This window comes from Streptomyces sp. NPDC006208 (assembly GCF_040613775.1).
Taxonomy (GTDB): domain Bacteria; phylum Actinomycetota; class Actinomycetes; order Streptomycetales; family Streptomycetaceae; genus Streptomyces.
This window is the reverse complement of the sequence record NZ_JBEXSW010000046.1, coordinates 33,830-54,317: the sequence shown is the minus strand read 5'-3', so window position 1 is coordinate 54,317 and position 20,488 is coordinate 33,830. Positions and strand designations below refer to the sequence as shown.

20 protein-coding genes and 6 pseudogenes are annotated in these 20,488 nt (G+C 68.5%); 12 read left to right on the top strand and 14 right to left on the bottom strand.

Going from position 1 to position 20,488, the window contains the following annotated elements:
- Positions 1–13: 13 nt before the first annotated feature.
- From ABZ208_RS30860 to ABZ208_RS30845, 4 genes are all read right to left on the bottom strand, one after another.
- Positions 14–1,237: a cytochrome P450 gene (locus tag ABZ208_RS30860; protein ID WP_356912741.1), complete on the bottom strand. Its 1,224-nt coding sequence runs from the start codon at positions 1,235–1,237 to the stop codon at positions 14–16.
- A 55-nt stretch (positions 1,238–1,292) separates the two neighbouring features.
- The gene (locus ABZ208_RS30855) at positions 1,293–2,696 is read right to left on the bottom strand and encodes an FAD-dependent oxidoreductase (protein WP_356912740.1); all 1,404 of its coding nucleotides are present in this window, start codon (positions 2,694–2,696) and stop codon (positions 1,293–1,295) included.
- On the bottom strand, positions 2,693–2,911 hold the full coding sequence (locus ABZ208_RS30850) for a ferredoxin (protein ID WP_356912739.1): 219 nt from the start codon (positions 2,909–2,911) through the stop codon (positions 2,693–2,695). The genes ABZ208_RS30855 and ABZ208_RS30850 overlap by 4 nt, the downstream gene beginning before the upstream one ends.
- 507 nt (positions 2,912–3,418) lie before the next feature.
- Positions 3,419–3,829: an SRPBCC family protein gene (locus tag ABZ208_RS30845; protein WP_356912738.1), complete on the bottom strand. Its 411-nt coding sequence runs from the start codon at positions 3,827–3,829 to the stop codon at positions 3,419–3,421.
- A 216-nt stretch (positions 3,830–4,045) separates the two neighbouring features.
- Here ABZ208_RS30845 and ABZ208_RS30840 point away from each other — a divergent pair, with 216 nt between their 5' ends.
- The gene (locus ABZ208_RS30840) at positions 4,046–4,231 is read left to right on the top strand and encodes a DUF6207 family protein (RefSeq protein WP_356912737.1); all 186 of its coding nucleotides are present in this window, start codon (positions 4,046–4,048) and stop codon (positions 4,229–4,231) included.
- A gap of 42 nt (positions 4,232–4,273) precedes the next feature.
- On the opposite strand, the pseudogene ABZ208_RS30835 reads toward ABZ208_RS30840, so the two are convergent.
- Positions 4,274–4,430 (bottom strand): annotated as a pseudogene (locus ABZ208_RS30835) (HNH endonuclease); the annotation flags it as partial.
- Positions 4,431–4,627: 197 nt separating this feature from the next.
- Here ABZ208_RS30835 and ABZ208_RS30830 point away from each other — a divergent pair.
- Positions 4,628–5,125 carry a hypothetical protein gene (locus ABZ208_RS30830; protein ID WP_356912736.1) on the top strand — a complete coding sequence of 166 codons (498 nt, stop codon included), beginning with the start codon at positions 4,628–4,630 and terminating at the stop codon, positions 5,123–5,125.
- A gap of 419 nt (positions 5,126–5,544) precedes the next feature.
- Here the strand turns inward: ABZ208_RS30830 and ABZ208_RS30825 are convergent, their stop codons facing one another.
- The 3 genes and pseudogenes from ABZ208_RS30825 to ABZ208_RS30815 form a co-directional block, all read right to left on the bottom strand.
- Positions 5,545–6,672, bottom strand: a complete 1,128-nt coding sequence (locus ABZ208_RS30825; protein ID WP_356912735.1) for an NADH:flavin oxidoreductase — start codon at positions 6,670–6,672, stop codon at positions 5,545–5,547.
- A 131-nt stretch (positions 6,673–6,803) separates the two neighbouring features.
- Positions 6,804–7,361 carry a carboxypeptidase-like regulatory domain-containing protein gene (locus ABZ208_RS30820; protein ID WP_356912759.1) on the bottom strand — a complete coding sequence of 186 codons (558 nt, stop codon included), beginning with the start codon at positions 7,359–7,361 and terminating at the stop codon, positions 6,804–6,806.
- Between the two features lie 36 nt (positions 7,362–7,397).
- A pseudogene (locus tag ABZ208_RS30815) lies at positions 7,398–8,837 on the bottom strand (MFS transporter); the annotation flags it as partial.
- A gap of 137 nt (positions 8,838–8,974) precedes the next feature.
- On the opposite strand from ABZ208_RS30815, the gene ABZ208_RS30810 reads away from it, so the two are divergent.
- From ABZ208_RS30810 to ABZ208_RS30800, 3 genes and pseudogenes are all read left to right on the top strand, one after another.
- On the top strand, positions 8,975–9,415 hold the full coding sequence (locus ABZ208_RS30810) for a MarR family transcriptional regulator (protein ID WP_356912734.1): 441 nt from the start codon (positions 8,975–8,977) through the stop codon (positions 9,413–9,415).
- Positions 9,400–9,601 (top strand): annotated as a pseudogene (locus ABZ208_RS30805) (IS5/IS1182 family transposase); the annotation flags it as partial. The gene ABZ208_RS30810 and the pseudogene ABZ208_RS30805, both read left to right, overlap by 16 nt.
- A gap of 9 nt (positions 9,602–9,610) precedes the next feature.
- Positions 9,611–9,802 (top strand): hypothetical protein, encoded by a 192-nt coding sequence (locus ABZ208_RS30800; protein WP_356912760.1) that lies wholly within the window; start codon positions 9,611–9,613, stop codon positions 9,800–9,802.
- A 677-nt stretch (positions 9,803–10,479) separates the two neighbouring features.
- Here the strand turns inward: ABZ208_RS30800 and ABZ208_RS30795 are convergent.
- Together ABZ208_RS30795 and ABZ208_RS30790 are read right to left on the bottom strand one after the other, a co-directional pair.
- On the bottom strand, positions 10,480–10,866 hold the full coding sequence (locus tag ABZ208_RS30795; RefSeq protein WP_356912733.1) for a hypothetical protein: 387 nt from the start codon (positions 10,864–10,866) through the stop codon (positions 10,480–10,482).
- Between the two features lie 769 nt (positions 10,867–11,635).
- Entirely contained in the window at positions 11,636–12,382 is a 747-nt protein-coding gene (locus tag ABZ208_RS30790; RefSeq protein ID WP_356912732.1) for a dienelactone hydrolase family protein, read from the bottom strand.
- 110 nt (positions 12,383–12,492) lie between these two features.
- On the opposite strand from ABZ208_RS30790, the gene ABZ208_RS30785 reads away from it, so the two are divergent.
- Together ABZ208_RS30785 and ABZ208_RS30780 are read left to right on the top strand one after the other, a co-directional pair.
- On the top strand, positions 12,493–12,978 hold the full coding sequence (locus ABZ208_RS30785) for a MarR family winged helix-turn-helix transcriptional regulator (RefSeq protein ID WP_356912731.1): 486 nt from the start codon (positions 12,493–12,495) through the stop codon (positions 12,976–12,978).
- A gap of 422 nt (positions 12,979–13,400) precedes the next feature.
- On the top strand, positions 13,401–13,592 hold the full coding sequence (locus tag ABZ208_RS30780; protein ID WP_356912730.1) for a hypothetical protein: 192 nt from the start codon (positions 13,401–13,403) through the stop codon (positions 13,590–13,592).
- 143 nt (positions 13,593–13,735) lie between these two features.
- Here the strand turns inward: ABZ208_RS30780 and ABZ208_RS30775 are convergent, their stop codons facing one another.
- Positions 13,736–14,788 carry an alcohol dehydrogenase catalytic domain-containing protein gene (locus tag ABZ208_RS30775; protein ID WP_356912729.1) on the bottom strand — a complete coding sequence of 351 codons (1,053 nt, stop codon included), beginning with the start codon at positions 14,786–14,788 and terminating at the stop codon, positions 13,736–13,738.
- A gap of 175 nt (positions 14,789–14,963) precedes the next feature.
- On the opposite strand from ABZ208_RS30775, the gene ABZ208_RS30770 reads away from it, so the two are divergent.
- The 5 genes and pseudogenes from ABZ208_RS30770 to ABZ208_RS30750 all read left to right on the top strand — a co-directional run bounded on the left by ABZ208_RS30770 (position 14,964) and on the right by ABZ208_RS30750 (position 18,608).
- On the top strand, positions 14,964–15,677 hold the full coding sequence (locus ABZ208_RS30770) for a TetR/AcrR family transcriptional regulator (RefSeq protein WP_356912728.1): 714 nt from the start codon (positions 14,964–14,966) through the stop codon (positions 15,675–15,677).
- 488 nt (positions 15,678–16,165) lie between these two features.
- On the top strand, positions 16,166–16,471 hold the full coding sequence (locus ABZ208_RS30765; protein WP_356912727.1) for a hypothetical protein: 306 nt from the start codon (positions 16,166–16,168) through the stop codon (positions 16,469–16,471).
- A gap of 1,073 nt (positions 16,472–17,544) precedes the next feature.
- Positions 17,545–17,766 (top strand): hypothetical protein, encoded by a 222-nt coding sequence (locus tag ABZ208_RS30760; RefSeq protein ID WP_356912726.1) that lies wholly within the window; start codon positions 17,545–17,547, stop codon positions 17,764–17,766.
- Positions 17,702–18,051: pseudogene (locus ABZ208_RS30755) on the top strand (winged helix-turn-helix domain-containing protein); the annotation flags it as partial. The gene ABZ208_RS30760 and the pseudogene ABZ208_RS30755, both read left to right, overlap by 65 nt.
- Positions 18,048–18,608, top strand: a pseudogene (locus ABZ208_RS30750) (transposase). The pseudogenes ABZ208_RS30755 and ABZ208_RS30750, both read left to right, overlap by 4 nt.
- Before the next feature lie 94 nt (positions 18,609–18,702).
- Here ABZ208_RS30750 and ABZ208_RS30745 read toward each other — a convergent pair.
- The 3 genes and pseudogenes from ABZ208_RS30745 to ABZ208_RS30735 form a co-directional block, all read right to left on the bottom strand.
- A complete protein-coding gene (locus tag ABZ208_RS30745) occupies positions 18,703–19,677 on the bottom strand; it encodes a GNAT family N-acetyltransferase (protein ID WP_356912725.1) in 975 nt (324 codons plus the stop codon).
- Between the two features lie 304 nt (positions 19,678–19,981).
- Positions 19,982–20,119, bottom strand: a pseudogene (locus tag ABZ208_RS30740) (DDE endonuclease); the annotation flags it as partial.
- Positions 20,080–20,307 carry a hypothetical protein gene (locus tag ABZ208_RS30735; protein WP_356912724.1) on the bottom strand — a complete coding sequence of 76 codons (228 nt, stop codon included), beginning with the start codon at positions 20,305–20,307 and terminating at the stop codon, positions 20,080–20,082. The gene ABZ208_RS30735 and the pseudogene ABZ208_RS30740, both read right to left, overlap by 40 nt.
- Positions 20,308–20,488 lie beyond the last annotated feature (181 nt).

Below are 20,488 nucleotides of genomic sequence, written 5' to 3'. Positions count from 1 at the left end.
TACGCATGCCGAGTCAGTCGCGGATCCCGTCGATGTCGACCAGGAGGTGGCGCGGGCCGCGGAAGATCTGGTTACGGCGGTAGGGCGGTGGGTCCTCGACGAGCCGCGGGTTCTCCACGCGGCGGAAGAACTCGCTGACAGCGGTCTGGACCTCCAGCCGCGCAAGCGGGGCGCCGAAGCAGTAGTGGATGCCCTGACTGTAGCCGACGTGCTCGTTGTTCGGGCGCTCGAGGTCGAGCTTGTCCGGATTGGCGAACCGCTCCGGGTCGCGGTTCGCCGAGGCGTAGCACAGGAAGATCGTCGAGCCCGCCGGGATGGTGGTGCCGGCGATCTCGATGTCCTCGACGGCGGAGCGGGTGTGCCACAACTGGACCGACGACTCGAAGCGCAGCAACTCCTCGATCCCGGGCACGATGAGCTCGGGCCGGCGGCGCAGTTTCTCGAGCTGGTCGGGGTGCCGCAGCAGGGACAGCACGCTGTGGGCGATCAGGTTGACCGTCGTCTCATGCCCGGCGAAGAGCATGAGCATCGCATTGCTGACGAGTGACTCCTGGGGCAGGCGCCCCTCCGGGCCGTCGTCGTTGCCCATCCCCGACAGCATGCCCGGGCCGGGCTGCTTGCGGTACTGGTCGAACAGGTCGGCCAGGAACTGCCCCATCTCGGCCACCTGAGCGGGAACCGCCGCCAGGCGGCGCTGCTGCTCCGGGTCGCTCGCCTCCGGTCCGAGGTCCAACCCGTCCAGGGCTGTCTCGATCCAGCCGTGGAATCGCGGGATGGACTCCAGCGGCACGCCCAGGACCTTGCAGATGACGGTCACCGGCCCCGGGAAGGCGAACTCGTCGACGACGTCGATGCGGGTCTTGCCCTGCATGTCGTCCAGGAGCTCGGCGAAGATCCGGCGGATCTCGGGCTCGAAGTCGGCGATCATGTGGGGACACTCGGGCGGCACGAAGTGCCGCATCATCCGGCGGCGATCCACATCGTGCTCGGGCGGGTCCTCGGTGATGATCGTCCCCTCGAAGGGGTCTACCCCCAGGATCGCCCCGGGGCGCTTCCTCGTATCCGAGCTGACCAGGGGGTCATGGAGCAGCTGGACGACCTCTCGATAGGTGCTGACGACATAGCTGCCGTCCGGCTGCCGCGACACCGGAGCCTTCCGGAGCTCCTCGAAGAACGGGTACGGATTGGCGCGGTTGGCGTTGCGGAGGGCCTGCTGCCAGGGGGTTTCCTCGGCCATGATGCTCTTCTTCCTGTTGGCGCTGTCCCGTGACGCGCTGGTCCAAAGGGGCGCGTCAGCGGCTTCGAGGCCGGAACTCGGCCCTCCGCTCGTTCGGGTCGTGGCCGGTCAAGACAACGTCGGGCAACTCCGTCGGGACGCCCGGCGGGGGGAACTCGGCCGGCATCGAGTTCATGTCGTCGGGCCGGTCCCAGCCCGGCGGCGGGGGCGGGAACGGAGCCGATTGCTCGATCAGCCGCGCGTAGTGCTCCAGCCACCTGCCGTGATCGAAGGTGACCGCAGCGACGATGCGGCCCCGGCGACCGTAGGCGGCGGCGAAGCGGCGCTCCTTGACGGACCCCTGCGTGAAGACGATCTCGTCGCCGAAAGGAGGCACACCGACGGACTTGATGTTGACGCCGAACTGACCGGACCAGAAGCCGGGCAGCAACAGATGCGGGCGATAGTGGGGCTCGAGGTTCACCATGTTGTGGGCCGCGACCGCGGCGCCGAGAACGGCATTGTCCCAGTGCTCCATCGCGAGGAACTGGTACTCGTACAGCACGTGGGGCGCGCGCGCCACGTCCCCTGCCACGTAGATGCTGTCGGTGACCACGCCGTTGACGTCGAAGGCGCGACCGCCGGCGTCGCAGCCGATGCCCCAGAAACCGGACGCCAGCCCGGCGCCCTCCAGCCACTCCACGTTGCGGATCGACCCCAGCGAGGCCACCACCACCTCAGCCTCGACGATGCTCCCGTCCGAGAGATGAGCACGCCGCACGTGTCCGCTCCCGTCGCCTTCCAGTGACGACACGCCCAGCCCGCAGCGCAGGTCCACGCCGTGTTCGCGCTGCATCTCCGCGGCGATCTTCCCGATCACCCCGCCGAGCGCGCCGACCAGCGGCGCCGAGCCCCGCTCGACGACGGTCACCGACAGATCGAGTTCCCGGCAGACGGAGGCCATCTCCGAGCCGATGAACCCGGCTCCGATGACCAGGACCCGCGACGGCCGCGCGGCCAGCGCCTTTTGCAGCTGTGCGGCATCATCACGCGAGCGCAGCGTGTACACCCCATCCAGGGCGGCCTCGTCCGGGTTCGGCCACCGCCGCGCGCGGGTGCCCGTGGCGATCAGCAACCGGTCGTACGGGATCTGCTCGCCGTCGGCCAGGCGCACCTGCCTGGTGGCCCGGTCCAATCCGGCGGCGGCCACCCCGAGCCGCCACTCCGCACTCACTTCTCGCAGGCGGGGCAGCTTGGTGTGGTCGGCCGGCACCCAGCCTTTGAGCACCTGCTTGGACAGCGGAGGACGGTCGTAGGGCTCATACGGCTCGTCCCCGACGAGGGTCAGAGACCCGGTGAAGCCCTCATCACGCAGGGCCTCGGCGGCCCGCAGCCCGGCCAGGGACGCACCGACGATGACGATCCGGCCGTTGGCTCTGAACTCGCGCACCAGCTCTGCGACCGTTGCCGGCACGGTCATGATGCCGCGCTCCCCTCGGCGCCGTCCAAGCGGTCGATCACGATCGCTTGGACCGGACACGCCGCAGCGGCTCGCTCAACCTGCAGGCGCCGCTCGTCATCGGGGTTCGGCTCGTAGGTGAGCGCCTCCTGGCCAGTCAATCTGAAGACCTCGTGCGCCAAATACACGCATTGTGCGTATCCCTGGCACCGATTCAGGTCCACGGCGATTCGCATGGGCAGACTCCTTCCGACCGGCCGCCCAGCTGGACAGCCCACCCGTCGCCCCACGCGTCGCCCCCGGCCGACGCCCCCGGCTGAGCACCCGGATGTTCGATCTCCTTCGCCACGGCAGTACCTTGCGGTGACGCTTACTGCCGGTGAGCCTCACGGTCCGAAGGTCGCGTTACACATCCGATGGCGTCGGCATCAAGTTTCGCCCCGGCCGTCCCCCTAAAAAATACTCGCCCCGTCTTCCGACGACCGCAAATGCGCTGTGACGGAAGACATCTCACAGGACCGCTGCCGTTCTTGATCACTGACCGGTCCGCGCAGGTCGGGGACCTTCCGGAGTGCCTGCCCGCATGGAAGCGGCCACCGTGATCAAGATCATTCGTGGAGACAATACGGCATGATCGCGCCGTTGGACGCGGCCCGGCCCAGTCCGCCGTCCCGGCGCAGCCGCTCGGCCGCCGCAACCGACACTCGCGCAAAGGGTCGACCACCTCCACGCTGACACCCGGTTCACCGTTCAGCTTTTTCCACCGCCTGCTTGATACCGCGCAGTGCCTCCTTGAGGCGGTGCTCGACCTGCTCGCCCGTGTGCCCGGTGTGCAACTCCACCGTCAGTCGACAGGTGCCGGCGTCCTCACCTTCGTCCACGTGCGCCCTACCCCGGTAGTCGTGCGGGCCGGGCGCGGCCCATTCCAGGCTCTTGCCCTCCTCGACCACATGCACCCACGCCTCGCTGGTCACGTCCTGCTCCGGGGCGTCAGCGGGTTCGATATGGGCGGTGACGGTGACCTGTTCGCCTTCATGAGGGTGCACGGAAGTCAGCCGCGGCATGTAGGAGGGCAGGTGCTCCACATCAGACAGATAGGCAAAGAGCCGGTCCGGCGGGACGTGCACGGTAATGCTGTCGCTGTATTCACCCATAGCCAACCAGGTCCCCGAAGCAATTGGTTAGCAAACGGAAAAACGCACGCTTCGCCCGGCAAGCCCACACCTCGTGCCACGCTGCCTCTCCCCGAATCCTGCGTCTCCCAGGTTGCCCGCTGATTGCTCCTGTGACTGATGCGGGTGGGCTATGTCATTGTCGTCCGCCGGGCGACGAGGCCAGAGTTGGGTTCTGCGGTTCATTGAAAGGTGCCGGTGGCGGTCGCAGTCGTGGGCGGAGGCCGCGCCGCGGACGAAGCGACCTCACAGACCGTCATGCACGACCTCGATCAGTGCTGGGCCACCTCCGGAACCAGCCCCGTCCATCGCCGGCCCGGCGAGCCCGGCGTGAGGGTGCGCGTCTATGCGGACGTAGGACGCCCCGGCCGCCTGCCCGTCTGAGACCAACGGGGCGCCACACCACCTGGTCCGGGCGGACCGCTTCTACGGTGCGGGCGTGTACTGGACGACCGTGATCTCGCACGGCTCGTCGGCGAACACCTTCAAGGCCTCCAACTCGGCTGTGTCCCGCGGCCAGCTGCCGGCGGAGCTTGGTCACAACCCACTCCCCCACATACCGACAGTGCGCATCCGCAGTCGGGCAGCCGCATTCCGAACAACGCTATTCCGGGAGCGGATCCTGCGCCGTAGGTGTACCTGATGGGCCTTCGGGGAGAGCATCCAGTCAGGCTGAGTGCTCGGGGCACGTGACGGCACGCGGGGGGCTTGTGAATGCGCTCCTGTATGTTCTTCCGGACGTGCGGAGGGCGCGTCCCCTGGTGGCTGAAGAGGTCGATCGTGGCTGATGAACGGCTTGATGCCAAGTGGGTCCGAGTCTGGTGCGAGCAGGCGGATGCGGCACTGACGGAACTCATGCAGTCGTTCGAGGCGCGGCACGGCTTTCCGCCCGATAGGAACGTGGTCGCGCTCGCAACGGAGGAGAGTCACAAGGCTACGGACGCACTCGTGGAACTTACGCCGATACCCTCGGACCTGACGACGATGTACTGGGTGATCGACGAGGTCTCCCTTCCCGATGTGGACAGCGGCTTTTTCATCCATCCGTCATCAAGGGTCGCAAGCCACTTCCGTGAGTACGGATCCATCCAGATCGACGGGGATGAGCCTGCCCTGGTGTTCGCCGGCGACGGCGGCGGCCATCTGTTCGCACTGGCAGGATCCGGGCGGGTTTGGAGGTCCACCACCGCCTCGTGGCTCGATCAGTTCGACCTCGCCGCAGCCAGCCTTCAAGAGCTTTTCGAAGTGCTGACTCAACGCATCACCGGTCAGCTGTAAGCGGCTGGGTAGTCGTTGATCCAGGGCAGGCCCCGATGTCGAGGCGGGCTCGGGTGACGGCTACGTAGGCGGGGCGTGCCTTCCCTTCGCTCGATGGTGGGAGCGAGGGTGTCGGGGCGGCCGGCTGAGCACGCAAGAGTGCGGCTGGTCGCGTGGATGAGGGTGTGCCAGGGTCGGCAGGCACCGCCTGCACCGGAGTCGAAAGCGGTCACCGCTCCTCCGACCGGCCGCAAGCGGGGCAGCAGGGTGGGGCGGGCATGAAGGGCGCACCCGGCCGCTGAGGCCGACAGGACACGCCCGGAGAACAGCAGGTGCGGCTGGTCGTGTGCCCACACGGGCCGGGAACGAAGCGGCCCCGCGCCTGCCGGATGGCGAGCGCGGGGCCGGAGGTACAGCACGAGACGGGACAACGGGTACGCCTAGCTCAGCGTCTTCAGCGCCGCCGCGTCGTACGGCTTCAGCTCCTCGAACCGGTCCCCCAGGACCTTTGCCGCCCACTGCGGATCCTGGAGGAGGGCGCGGCCGACGGCGACCAGATCGAACTCGTCGCGCTCCATGCGGTCGAGGAGATTGTCGATGCTGCCGATCTCGGCGCCCTCGCCCGCGAACGCGCGGATGAAGTCGCCGTCGAGGCCGACCGAACCGACGGTGATGGCGGGCCTGCCGGTGAGCTTCTTGGTCCAGCCTGCCAGGTTCAGGTCCGAGACTTCGAACTCCGGGAGCCAGTAGCGGCGGGTGGAGGCGTGGAAGGCGTCGACGCCGGCCGCGGCGAGCGGGGTCAGGATCGCCTCCAGCTCCTCCGGTGTCTCGGCGAGCCTCGCGTCGTAGGCTTCCTGCTTCCACTGCGAGTAGCGGAAGATCACCGGGAAGTCGGGCGAGACGCTCTCGCGGACCGCGGCCACGATCTCGGCCGCGAACCTCGTACGGGCCACCTGGTCGCCGCCGTAGGCGTCGGTACGGCGGTTTGTCCCCGCCCACAGGAACTGGTCGAGGAGGTAGCCGTGGGCGCCGTGCAGTTCGACGCCGTCGAAGCCGATGCGTTCGGCAGCCGCGGCAGCCTCGGCGAAGGCACTGATGACGTCGTCCAGGTCGCGCCGGGTCATCGCCTTGCCGGCGTTCTCGGTGCCGTCGACGCGGATGCCGGAGGGGCCGATGGCGGGTGCCTCGGCGTAGGGCCCATCGCCCTGCTTGCGCACCATGCCGATGTGCCACAGCTGCGGCACGATCGTGCCGCCCGCAGCGTGAACGGCCTCGGCGACCTTCGTCCACCCCGCCAACTGCTCCTCACCGTGGAACCGCGGCACACGGTCGCTCGACCCGGCCGACTCGTGGCCGACATAGGTCCCCTCGGTGACGATCAGGCCGACACCCGCAGCGGCGCGACGAGCGTAGTAGGACCGCACGTCCTCACCCGGGACGCCGCCCGGGGACAACATGCGTGTCATCGGCGCCATCACGATGCGGTTCGGGACGGTCAGGCCGTTCAACGCGACAGGCCGGGACAGGATCTCGGCCGCACGGGAGGCGGAAGACGTAGTGACGGTCATGGGGGTGCTCCTTGTGTCAGTCTCAGTAGATATGTGTAACGCGCATTGAATGCGTACAGGGGTCGACCGTCCGGGCGGTCACGGCATTCCGCCAGTCCGGCGAGCTGCCCTGTGGTCCCGGACACCGCCGCCTACTGCGTAGCGTGGTGCGCCAGTGTCATGTCGAAGCGGTCCGTACCGCGGCCCTCGGCGACGGCCAGCGTCGACGCCACGGGCGGGTAGCCGGCGGCGATGAGCGAGTACTCCCCCGCGGTCAGGTCGGTGAAGGCGTACGCGCCGTCGGCGTCCGTGCTGGTGGTGCGCACCACGTTCCCGGCGGCGTCCACCAGCGTCAGCCGGGCATCGGGCAGTCGGCGGCCGCCCTCCCCGGCGCGTACTGTGCCTCGCACCTGCAGACCGGCCGGTCCTGTGGCGCGGGGGAGCCTGACGCCGTACGCAACCGGGGTGGCCGCCGCCATGACCGTGGCGGCCTGCGGCTGATGGCCGTCGGCGATCGCGATCAGGACGTACGGGCCACCGGTCGGGGCGTCCAGTGCGTACCGGCCGTCGGGGTGGGAGATCGTGCGGCCCACTTGCCGTCCATCCGGCGAGACGAGGGCGAGGGCTGCACCGCCCAGCACCTCGCCGTCGGCGTCCCGTACCAAGCCGTGGAACCCGGCCCCGGCCGGGACAGCAACGACCGTCTCCACGGCCGGAGTTGATGAGGTTCCCGCGCTTGCCTCACCCGCCTCGACGACCCGGAGGCCGTGCTGTCCGCGCAGTCCGAGCAGGCTGATCACCGCGACCAGCGCGAAGGCGACAGCCCCGATGCCGAAGGTGAGAGTGAACCCGGATTCGGCGGGCAGCGGCGGAACGCCCGCCGGCAGGTGCTCGATGGTCTTGGACGCCAGGATCGTGGTGACGACGGCACTGCCGATCGCGCTGCCGGTGGAACGGGAGATCGAGTTGATGCCGTTGGCGATGCCGCTCTGGTGGTGCGGGACGCTCGCCATGATGACGGCGGGCATGGCGGCGTAGCCGAAGCTGACGGCCGCGCCGGTCATGAGGCCGGCTCCGATGACCGAGGCGGTGTGGGCGTGGTCGAGGGCCAGCCAGCCGAAGCCGGCGGCCCCGAATGCGGCGGCCATGCCGAGCACGTACCGGGGGCCGCGGTGGCGGACGAGCCTGCCGCCGATGGGCGAGGCGAGCAGGGAGACGATCGCGCCGGGCAGCAGGAACTCGACGGATGCGCGCAGGATGGACGCGTCGAAGCCGAAGCCGCTGAGCGCCTCGGGCATCTGCACGAGGTAGGAGACCCCGAGAAAGTTGGCGAACATGCCGAAGCCGACGAGGATGCCGGCCAGGTTGGCCATGAGGACCGGGCGGTGGACGAACATCCGCATGTCGACGAGGGGCTCGCGGACCTTGAGCTCGACCAGGATCCAGATCGCGGTCATGACGACCGCGCCGACGAAGGTGCCCAGCGTGCGGCCGGAGGCCCAGCCCCACTCGTGGCCCTGGGAGATCGGCAGCAGGAGCAGCAGCAGGGCGATGCCGAGGGTCAGCGCGCCGAGGAAGTCGGTGCGTCCGCCGGTCTTGTGCCGGGTCGCCGGGACCAGGGATACGACGGCGATCAGGGCAAGGACCGCGAATCCGGTCGCCATCCAGAAGGCGTTGCGGTAGTCCGCTTCTTCGCCGGAGGTGAGCAGGCCCGTGGCGACGAGCGCGAGCCCGCTGCCGAACGCGAGGGTGCCGCTGACCAGTGCCATGGCGCCGGGCAGCTTCTGCGGCCGGACCTCTTCACGCAGGACAGAAAGGGCCAGCGGGAAGATCGCGGTGGCGGCACCCTGGAGCACCCGGCCCAGGATCAGCAGCGGCAGTGAGCTCGCGACCGCGGCGATGACGGAGCCCGCGACCATGACGACGAGCACGGCCACCAGGGTGGGCTTCTTGCCGTGCTGATCGCCGAAGCGGCCGAGCAGCGGGGTGAAGACGGCGGCGGAAAGCAGGGTGGCGGTGGTCACCCAGCTGACGTTGGCGGTCGAGGTGCCGAGGTCGCCCTGGATCAGGCCCAGGATCGGGACAGGCAGGGTCTGCATCATCGACACGACCATGGCGGCCAGGCTCAGGGCGAAGACGATGACCGTCTCGTTCCGTTGCCCAGGGCTGGATACGGAGTGGCTCATGGGTGGCGGGACCTTCTCAATGCTTCAGATCTTTGATGTTTGATGACATCAAGTACTCCCCGGGACGGTAGAGCCTAATACTTAAGGTAGTCAAGTAAATAATTGATAATGAGAAGCATCTTGAGTACGCTCCAGGCATGAGCGCCACCACCCCGCAGGCACCCACCAAGCTGCAGCTGCTGGAACTGCTCGCCGCCATCGGCACCGCCCAATGGCGCGATTTCGCTGCCGCCGCCGCCCATCACGGCCTCACCGCCATGCAGGCCAAGGTCCTCGCCCAGCTCGACGGCCCGCTGCCGATGCGCGGAATCGCCACCCTGCTGGTGTGCGACGCGTCGAACGTCACGGGGATCGTGGACCGCCTGGAGGCCCGCGAGCTGGTACGCCGTGAAGCCGACCCCGCGGACCGCCGGGTGAAGAACGTCATCGCGACCGACGCGGGCCGCCAGATCATCCGCCGCGTGCGTGAGGAGATGCAGGAGACCCACGGCGCCCTCGACGCCCTGGGCGAAGCCGACAGCGCGACGCTCTACGCCCTGCTGCAACGCTTGCGACCGACGATGGACCAGGACGCCTGACAGGCCAGAATCCTGTCGACCCGGGCAAGTACGGCTCGAAGATCCATTTGATCACCGAGCGGACCGGTCTGCCCCTGTCCGTCGGTATCTCGGGGGCGAACGTGCACGACAGCGAGGCCTGCTCCCCGTGATGAGCTCCACGCAGGCAAGGGTTACGACTGCTCTCACCTGCGTCGATGGCTGCGACGCCTCCGGTTGGGCCAGCTCGAACATCCGCTCCAGATCGGTACCCCGGACGCGAACGGGGAAGCCATCCCGGACATCTGGGCCGTGAAGTCCGACGATTCCGTTCGCTTCTACGCCAGCAGCAAGACCGCGCTTGCAGGATCCGGCACAGAGACCACCGCTCCCGCCGGCTACCGGCAAACACGTATCGCCATCGGCTGACGTGTAGTGCGGACGTCGTGAAGGGTCAAGGCAGCCACCTGCCTTGGCCCTTCAGTCGTGTACCCCTCAAGGCGCGCAGACGAAGCGTGAGCCCAGCGCCTGATGACTGCTCGCAGTGGCGGCCGGGGACTGCCCAAAGATTGCGTACGCCCCGGTGTGAACCATCCGGCATGAGACGTCGTTTTCCGCCGGGAAGGTCATGGATGGGCCGGGACGGCGATGATATCCACGCGGACGGCGGCGAGGTCCGGCCAGGCGGAACCCACGGGCTTGACGCTCGTCGCACTGGGTTCCTCGCTGGAAACAACCCAGTTGAGCGCCTCCGCCCAGAACCGGCCCAGCGCCGAGTCGTCCCGGGCTTTGAAGTTCAGCTCAATAGTTGCAGCGCCATGCCGCCAACCCTAGAACCAAGGGATGAACTGACAGTCGAGACCGCCGAATTGGGACGGGCGGCCGGAAGCCGATCACGACTTCCCACCGGGCCGGGGCGGAGGCCACGGCCGCATGTCGCGTGACTGTCACAAACGTGCCGACTTCCGGCCGACAATCCCGTCCCCCGCCTGTCGGATGCCTGCGCGCCCCTGCCGTGCCGGGTTGCGGACCAGGACCACCGTCGGACCGTGCCCCGATCGTCGTCGCCGGCGACTTGGTGAACTCCTGTCAGAGGCAGGGAGGCGTCACTGCGAGAGCGGGGATTCCTGAGCCGTGATCTTCTCGTGGACCACGTAGTCGAAGTCGTTGCCCTCCCGATACTTCCACCTGCCCAGGTAGATCGGATCCATACCGGCGCGCTGGAGGCCAGCGACGAGCTGACGGAGTGTGCGCTGGGGAAGCTCGCGCTCGTCCGAGGGCCCTGCGACCCGGAAGATTCGGGTGTCGGTCTTCTCGGGCGCCGTGGTGTGGGTGCGCGTGATGTCGATCTCGACGCCCGCGAGGTCGGCAATGACCCACTCCCAGTAGTTCTCCCCGTCGGTGATGCGAACTGGTGCATCGAGCACTGCCGCGATTTCTTCGAGTGGCAGGTGCGTCCGGAACCAGACGTCGGTGCACTCTTGGGATTCCATAGTTGCTTCGGCTCCTTCGGCCGGAGTTCCGGCCCGTAGGTTGTTGCGGCGGCGGCGCTGTGGAGGTCGGGCAGAGGTCGCCACCGCGTGATCATCAGTGTTTGTGGAGTTGTCAGTAAAAGCGGAACGGACCTTCTTGACCGCGGGATCCGCCTACCGGGAAGACTGCGCCGCGACCGTCCGGCCGACGAGTGACGAGTCGATATCAACTTCGTCAGCGTGCAACTTCACGCTGGACATGGCCTTTTGCCGACAACTGGGCTCGGCCGTGCCACGGAAGTCCGCCTCGCGCCCCGGGCTGGAGCGGAGCGTACCTGCAGGCTTCGCGGCACTGCAAAGCCTTTTCGATCAGGCTGAGCCTGACGGGTCGCACAACGCGGATGCTGTGCGAGCACGACGAACAGACGGCCGCAGCCGCCGTGGCGGAGGGATCGTGACCACGTACCACGCCCTCCGGAAATTCCGCATCCTCGCAGGTCCTACTCCGTGGCATTTTCCGCGAGTGCTACCGGGACCCCGTCTCCCGGGAAGACTTCTTCGCGCCCGCTGGACAGTTCGACTGCTGGTCCAGCGCCGCAACCACTGACCTTGCGCAGGGTGCGGCCGCCGCGGTACCGGCTCGTCGCTGAGGAAGCTCCCACCAGGTACCCGCGATTGCGGCGCATGACCACGATCACCAGGTCCCGGCCGCCGCGTCCGCGTTGCGGCTGGCGTGCGAGCTACGGGCTGCGAAGCCGTGCACTTCGGGTTTGGTTTCCGGGCCGGAGCCTCAGCCGTTGGCCAGGGTGCGGTCGAGGAGGGGCAGCAGGCGGTCCCAATGGCGCTGCAGTGCGGCGGGGTTGAAGGCGTCGGTGTCGGACATGGTGAAGCCGTGGATGGTGCCGGGGTAGATCTCGGAGGTGTAGCCGACACCTGCGGCATCCAGGGCCTGGTTGAGCTCGCCGAGGGCCTCGGGCGTCATGTCGGTTTCGGCGTGGCCGAGGTGGACCTGGGCGGTGAGCTTGGAGAGGAGGCGGTGCAGGCTGTCGGGCCCGTCGGCGCCCACGGGGCCGTGGAATCCGGCGACGGCGGCCACCTGGCCGGGGTGGGCCGCGGCGGTGCGCATCGCCAGCAGGCCGCCTATGCAGTAGCCGGTCACCGCGACCGGTCCGGCGCCGACCTCGGGCTGGGTGGTGAGGAACCTGAGGTAGGCGTCGGCGTCGCTCAGGACACGTTCGGCGGTGAGCGCCTCGAGCAAGGGCATCAGCTGGGCCATGACCGAGGGCCGGACCTCTTCTCCGATGTGCTCGGGAAGTTCGATCAGTGGTGCCGGGCCGTGCCGGTAGAGGAAGTTGGGGACGAGCACGTAGTACCCGTGCCCGGCCAGTTCGCGGGCCATCTCCCGCAGCACGGGCCGGATGCCGAAGCCGTCGGCGTACATCAGCACCCCTGGGTGCCGCTTGCCGTGGTCGGGGAAGGCGGCGAATGCGTCGGCCTGGCCGTCCGCGGTGGGAATCTGCAGTGTCTTGGTGGGCAAGAGCTTCCTTCGTCGGAGTACACTCAATCTAGCGTTAGTGGCACTAACGGTTTAGGCACCAGTGAACGTATATCGTTAGTCGGACTAACGCAATGGGAAGAGTGGATGCCATGACCAGACCCGAGGCCGCGGACATGCCCGACGACGGCGCGCCCAAGACGCCCGACAGGCTGCGCCGACGGGCGAGCCGACTGTTGTCGCAGCTGTCCGCGCGGTCGGACCGGCTGATTAACGAGGGGCTGGCAGCCCAGGCCGACGCCCGCAAGTGGCACTACGCCGTGCTCGCCTCACTGCAGGATTTCGGGCCCGGCAGCCAAGCGACGCTGAGCCGGCGCACCGGCATCTACCGCAGCGACATGGTCGGCGTGCTCAACGAACTGGCCGAGCGCGACCTCGTCGAGCGGGTGCCGGATCCCGACGACCGGCGCCGCAACATCATCACGATCTCCCCCCGAGGCCGCCGTCACCTAAGCCTGCTCGACAAGGTCCTGGACGACCTCCACGACGAACTGCTCGCGCCGCTGAGTCCGGCCGAACGCGACCAGTTCGTGCAGTTGCTGACTCTCTTGCTGGACCACCACGCCCGGACCTCCTGAGCCGCGTAGTGGCATGCGGCACAACGCTGCCCGGGGCGCCGCTTCATAGGTGGTCGCCCGTGAAACACCGCGCCGCCCGCTGATCATGCTGCAGGTTCTCTGTATTCATGAGGTGTTGCAAACGGCTGGGCGATTGAAACGACCGCCGCGTCGGATGCCTGTGCGGTCAGAGCGTGATGGGCAGTGGTCATGAAGAGTGCTTCCGGCGGAGCTGCAACAGCTCGTCCACTGCTCCAGGCGAGGCAGGGGTCGCTGATCGGCGTGCAAGACGCGGGCGAGACGGCGCGAGGTCAGGGGCGTGACCTGGGCCGGGCACAGATCCAACGGCTCCGAGGCGAGGCTGCCGGCGGTGACGGGGCGGTGCCCGCCCGGCTGCCTGGGCCGCTTTGCGGGCCTCCAACACGATGACGTCCTCGTTGAAGGTGCCTGCCGCAAGGGCCGTGCGGATCCCGGCCAGGCCGCGGGCGCGCCACGACCCGGCGGAACGCGTCCGCTTCATCGACCTGCTCCTGACGGCCCGACAACCGCAGAGCCGCCTGCGGGTGCTGCTTGCGGTGCGGGCCGACTTCTACGGCCGCTGCGCCGAGCACCGCGACCTTCCCCTCGACCACTGACAGTGCACCCCGCAGCCGCGGTTGCCAGGGGTCGGTGACCGCCGTGACCGCGTGCTGCGCGGGCTGCGCCGGTGTGCGACGGCCGTAGGGGGTAGTGCTGCCGCCGTCCGAGGTGCCTGACGCGACGGCAGCAACGAGAGGGATCAGCGGGTGGGGTCGAGAAGGACCTTGCGAACACCATCGGCGCGGCTGTCGAACAGCTCGTATGCCGCCGGGCCCTCGGAGAGGGCGTAGCGGTGGGAGACCACGACCTCCGGCGTGATCCGTCCGGCCTGGGTGAGCGCGATCAGGGCGGGGAGTTCGTAGTGGACCGAGCACAGCCCGATGGCGAACTCCAGCTCCTTCACCTGGGCAAGTCCCATGTGGAGGGGGAACGCCTTGTTCTGGCTGACCCCGATCACGCTGACTCGTCCTGCCTGCCGGACGGCTTTGAGGGCGAGCTGGATGGTGGCGTCCGAGCCCACAGCTTCTACCACGGCGTCCGGTCCGCGTCCTGCGGTCATCTCCCGGACGGCTGTCCGTGCATCCTCGCCCTCGACCGGCTCGATGCCCAGGGTGGCAGCGAAGGCGCGGCGCTCGGCGACCAGGTCCGCGCCCAGCACACGGGCGGCGCCCATGGCGAAGGCAGACTGGGCGGCCATGAGGCCGACCGGTCCGAGGCCTATGACCAGAACCGTTTCGCCGGGCTGGATGCGGGCGCGGCGGCAGCCGTACCAGGCGGTGGGGGCGTTGTCCGTCAGGACGACGGCGGCCTCGTCGGAGATACCTTCGGGCAGGTGCACCAGGTTGACCTCGGCATGGGGCACGGCCAGAGCCTGGGCCTGACTGCCCTGGAGGTGTGGGCTCACTCCGTAGCAGAGGTCCGTCGAGGACCGGGCGCGCTCGCACCTGGCGGTGAGCCCGGCCGCGCACGCTCTGCACAGGGTGCAGCCGGCCGAGGCGGGAACCAGGACCCGGTCGCCAGGCTTGAACCGGGCGACCTGGCTGCCGGTGTCGACGACCACGCCGACGCACTCGTGTCCCGGGGTGTAGCCCAGCTCCGGGCTGAAGGGATTGCCGCCGTAGATGTGCAGGTCGCTGCCGCAGATACCGGCTGTGGTGACCTGGACGACCGCGTCGGTGGGGCTGGTGACGGCCGGGTCGGGAACGTCCCCGTACCGGATGTCGTGGCGGCCGTGGAAAGTCAGTGCCTTCACTGGCGTCCTCCATTCAGGCGCAGGACGGCGCCAGCGGCGATCCGGGCTGGTTGCCGCTGGACGTCGGGATCGGTCTTGAAGTCCGAGGAAATGGACAAGCCCCGATATTCAGGAGCTCGCTTTAGCATTTAATGCGACCGTATCACTCTGGCGGATGACAGTATCATGGGCGACCGTGACAGCCCATGAGACCCCAGAGCCGGATGCGTCGGCCCGGAGCCGGAAGCCCCGTGACACCCGCGGCACACTCATACGGGCCGCCGAGCAGCTGTTCGCGGAGAAGGGTGTCGACGGGGTCTCGCTCAGCGAGATCAAGCGGGCCGCCGGCCAGCGCAACGCGATGGCCCTGCAGTACCACTTCGGCGACCGGGCAGGTCTGCTGCGGGCCGTACTCGACAAACACACCCCGGCCGTGGACGCCCGCCGGGAGGTGCTGCTGCAGCAGTACGAGGACAGCGGCACCGTCGATCTCCGCTCCCTCGCCGCCGCCCTGGTGCTGCCGGCCGCCGCGAAACTCACCGATCCCGACGGCGGCCGCGCATTCCTGCAGATCGTGGCCGAACTGCTCAACCGGCCCGAGCCCCTGGTAGAACTCGTCGTACCGAACGAGGAGTCGAGCATCTACGCCTGGCGGCGCCTGGTGGAGCCTCTGCTGCCTCCCGAGTCGACCGCGGTGCTCCACACCCGCTTCACGACCCTGCGCTTCTGCCACGCAGAACTCGCTGCCCGAGCCGCCGCCCGCCCTCGCAAGGACGACCGGCTGTTCACAAGCCGGCTCGTCGATCTGGTCACCGCCCTGCTGGCCGCACCGGTGTCCGAGCAGACCGCCCGACTGCTGCAGGAGCGGGACCTGAAAGACCGGACCGGGCAGCAGGCCCCGGGTCTGTGACCGGCCGGACCATCCGGGCCGGTCAGTACGACGCCCGGCAATCGCAGAGCCCTCCGGCCCATCCCCGGGACGCGGGTGTGCGGACCCTCCTGCCCTCGACGGCCCCGCTCCACGGTGCACGAGCATGGGCCCCGCTCGCACCGCAAGTCAGTCCGCTCGGTGCGGCAGGGCGTGGGTTGGGCGTGTACGGCTGCCGGTGCGGCGCGGTTCGTGGCTGGGCAGTCACCATGGCTGGGACACGATCGGGACAAGGCGCTGACCAGGTCGGACAGGAGTGGACTGTCCGGGACAGCCGATTGCTGTTGCCGCAACCGATCCGCACCAGCAGGCTCTGAGCAGCCCGGTCGTCGTTGTGGATTGACCTTCACAGGAATCGGTGATCGATCCACGTCAGATTTCTGCCGGCGGGCTCGTTCACGAAGGAACGCACTCAAGTAGCGCGGCGGACACCAGCGCTGCCGCACGCAAAAAGAGGGGGAACGCAGCAAATGCGCAAGAAGTTTCGGGTCCTGGCAGGGAGCATCGTCCTTGTCACCGCGCTTGGAATGAGCGGCTTCACTACGGCCTCCGCCGCAGTGCAGGATGAGGACGACTGCTACTTCAGGACCTCAGGGACCTCGGTGTGGGGCTGGTGCGACGGAAACGGACCGGAGCGCTATCGCATCTGGGCCGACTGCGGGAACCGGATCGTGGTCTCCAGTCCGAACGCGCCCTGGTACGGCGACCGACGCGGTGCGACCGCAACCTGTCCCACCGGCAAGTACGTGGACAGCTACTGGGGCTCGGACGCCTGACGTTCCCGACCCATTCTTGGCGCGCGTTGCTCCGGAACCGACCGAGGGTCAATGGCGCGTATTGCTGCACGACAAGGCAACTCACGGGGGCACTCTCCGTGAGACATCGAGGGAGTCATACGTGCGCGTTCGTGCTATGGCGGCAGCTGTGGGGCTTGCCGCGACCATGCTTTCAGGCCTCGCCGGTTCCGGAACGGCCTCGGCCAACGACTGGATTCATGACTGTCACTACAGCTCATCCGGAACATCGGTGTGGGGCTGGTGCGACGGAAACGGACCGGAGCGCTATCGCATCTGGGTGTGGTGCACTGATGGCGTCAAGATTCACAGCCCCAACGCTCCATGGTTCGGAGATCGCCGGGGCGCTACAGCAGTATGCCGTCCCGGCGCATACGTCCGCACCATGGGACATGACGACGCCGGAACCTGATCCTGAGCAGCCAGCAAGCCCAGGACCGATGAGCTGCTCTCGTCCTGAGGCAGTCCGCTTCCCCCGGGCCTCGCAGACTGGACAGTCCAAACGCGCGGTCGCCCGCTGTCCCCGGAAAACGGGCACCCGCCGGCGACACGGCCAATCCTCCGGCCGGTCCGGTCCATGACGTCTGGAGCGGATGGCCCCAGACCAGGGCCAGCATCACCGCCACCACAAGGTGTAGTGGGAGACGTGTCCCAAGCACACGGCCCAGCCCAACCGCGGGGATGCGCGGCGCGGTCGGCAACCGAGGTCGCCGACCGCGCCGTCTTGCCCGCGTCCTGGTGGCCGGTCGCTGCCCGATCACCGCGGGGTTGTGGCGCCCGCGATCATCGCGCATACCGCGCCAAACGTGAGGGCGATGCGCGCCACCGGGCACGCCAACAACCGCTCACTCTCCGGGTGCACGGCCGTGCATCCAGCTGGTGTTCCGGGCCCGAGCCTGGTCCGGCACCCCCGAGGTACTGGAGCCCCACCGGTGCGTGGAGTGGCGGTGGTGGCAGCCGCAGGATCTTCCCGCGGAGGTCGTTCCGTACACCCAAGCAGCGATTGAGGGCATCCTCGCGGGTCGGCTGTACACAGAGATGGGCTGGGAGTGACCGTGGAGTTCGCCACCGCCCAGGCGGCCCACCCCGACCAGACGGCCGCTGAACTACTCGGCTCCTCGACTGCGGCCGCCGTCGACGAGCCGAGCGTCACGGCCGCCCGGACGGCAATGCTCGCTCGCCTCGAGGACGCCGGCGAACTGCACGACGGCCGCCTCGAAGGGCCCGGCATCGCTGCCGCTGCTCAGCGGCGAACTGTTCGCCGTGCTGGAGCGTGAGCTGGCCAAGGGGCCGGTGGCACATGGGTGTCCGGACCAGACGTGGACCCTGTCGCGGATCAAGACACTGATCGGGCGCCGCTTTCACTGGAGCTACACCGTGCAAGGGGTGGCCGCCCTGCTCAAGCGGCACGGCTGGAACTGCCAGGTCCCCGCCCGGCGGGTGGTCGAGCGGGACGAGAACGTGGTGGCCGGCTGGATGAAGGTGACCTGGCCGCAGGTGAAGGACCGTGGCGGCGCTCGACGCCTGGCTCGTCTTCGAGGACGAAGCCGGATTCTCGATGACGTCGCCGACCACCCGCACCTGGTCCCGCCGCGGCCACACCCCTGTGGTCCGCGTGCGGGGCTGCTCCCGCCGCCGCTTATCGGTGGCCGCCCTGGCCTGCTACAAGGCCGGCGAGTCCTCGCGGCTGATCCACCGGCCCTGCCCGGACGCCCGGCCCGATGGGCGCAAAAGCTTCTCCTGGAAGGACTACCGCGACCTGATGCAGACTGCCCACCAGCAGCTTGGCGGTCCGATTGTGCTGGTCTGGGACAACCTCAACACCCACCTCACCGCCGGCATGCGCCGCTACATCGCCGACCGCGACTGGCTCACTGTCTTCCAACTGCCGCCCTATGCACCCGACCTCAACCCGGTCGAGGGCATCTGGTCCGTCCCGCGACGCACCACCGTGGCCAATCGTGCCTTCGCCGACGCCGATGACTTGATCACTGCCGTCCGACGCGGCCTCCGCCATCCAGTACCGCCACGACGTCCTCGACGGCTGCCTCACCGGCACCGGCCTCCGACGCCGGCCACCATGACGACATCACGCATTCAAGGTCAGCAGGAACGGTGACGGGCGGTCAGCGGCAGGTCGTTGCCTGGAGTCCTGGTGTCAGTCGTCTCCTGACGGCATCGGGTCTTCCCCGAAGCCGAGTATGGCGGCGGACTCAGCGCCAGTCGTCGATCACGTAGGCGTCTGGGTGGTTGTAGCCAGGTTCGTTGGGCTTGTGCATGGTCACGCCTTGCAGCCAGGTACGGAAACCGCGGTCGACCATGCGCCGGTAGGCATCCTGGCGGGCCAGGTTCATTCCGGCGTCCAGTTGCCCCAGTCCCTTCTCGGTGGCCAGTTGCTCGCACGCATTCAGCAGTCGTTCGAACCGGTCCGCGGCGTCCGGGCCAGGGCGTACGGCGCCGAATTTGACGAAGCACACGTCCTCACCCGCCTCCGACCCCGCTCCGCAGTGGCAGACAGCCAGACCGTCGAGGTCGGAGTCGGCGCCCTCGAGGAGGATGGTGTCACCGAGCCCCTGCGCCTGTGTGGCCATGATCTCGCGCTCCAAGCTCAGGCCCTCGTACACGGCCCCCGTCAGTGTGCGACTGAGGCTCAGTGCGTCGGGCCGCTCAGCGGCGGTCAGCTCGCCGTACAGCACTCGGCCGGGGACTGCGGCACTGACGGCGACCTGTTTCTTCATGATGGCTGTAAGGAATCGGGGCCAGAAACCGTACCGGCGGTAGAGCTCGAGGTGCTTGGGACTGTGCGAGAAGGTGAACAGGCCGAGGTGGCGGTTCTCCCAGGTGTCGAAGCAGGCCATGACCGGTTCCATGAGGCGCCTGCCGATGCCCTGGTCCCACAGATCCGGACGTACGGTCAGCGGGCCGAAGAACCCGACGCTGCCCCAGTTGGCGGCGAAGTTCGATCCGACGACCTCGCCCTCGACGGTCGCTGCGAAGGCCGCGTGCGGATCTGCCGCCCAGCGGGTGCGGACATAGTCGGCGGTCCCGAAGAACGTCTCCGGCTCAGGGGCCCCGAGGAAGGTCCCGAAGGCGACCCTGAAGATCTCGTCGGCCCGATCCAGGTCCGGCTCAACCAGCGGGCGGACCGACACCGAGGCGGCGACACTCGTTCGCTTCGCTGCGGGCATGATCGCTCTCCTTTCCGCCCCCAGTTCCATCGCACCACGGACGTGCGCCGCGGGCGAAGCGACAGGTCCGGCGGTACCTCAAGGATCGAACGGCCGCGTTCCCCGACGACCGGGCGGCCGTCTTCCTGCCGATCGACGACCCGCTGGGCCCCGGGTCCGCCGGGGGCCTCCGAGGAGCCGGAGGCGCGCCGACTGTGCCTGCTCTACCGCCTCGCCCCGCCATGGTCACCACCGCCGTCGACAAGTTCGCCCAGTGAACTGTTGGAGCCCGCCATGGCTACCTGACCTTGAATGCGTGATGTCGTCATGGTGGCCGGCGTCGGAGGCCGGTGCCGGTGAGGCAGCCGTCGAGGACGTCGTGGCGGTACTGGAGCTGGCGGAGGCTGCGTCGGACGGCAGTGATCAAGTCTTCGGGGTCGGCGAAGGCATGATTGGCACGAGTTCGGGTCTGAGGGCTGAGGCCACGGCAGCGACAGCGCGTTCTCCGGCGGTGGTGATCTGTTGGTCTCGAAGGGTGAAGCCGGCCTGCTCGGCGAGGGAGTTGAGCAGTTCGGCTCCGTCGGCCCCCTCGGGGAGGCCGTAGGCGCGGGTGTAGCGCTGAACGCGCGGGGCGAGCTCGCGGGTGTCCATGAGTCCATGTCGAACGGAGCGAGGGCAGCGGCCAGCGCCGCCTCCCTATCGTCCCCGGCCTCCGCAGGAAGGCACACCGTCACCTTCAACCAAGCCATTTCATGGCCCCGCTCCCGTACTCCGACCAGGTGTCTCATCTTGGAACGGGCAACCGAACCCCGTAGATGGGCATCTATGGGTC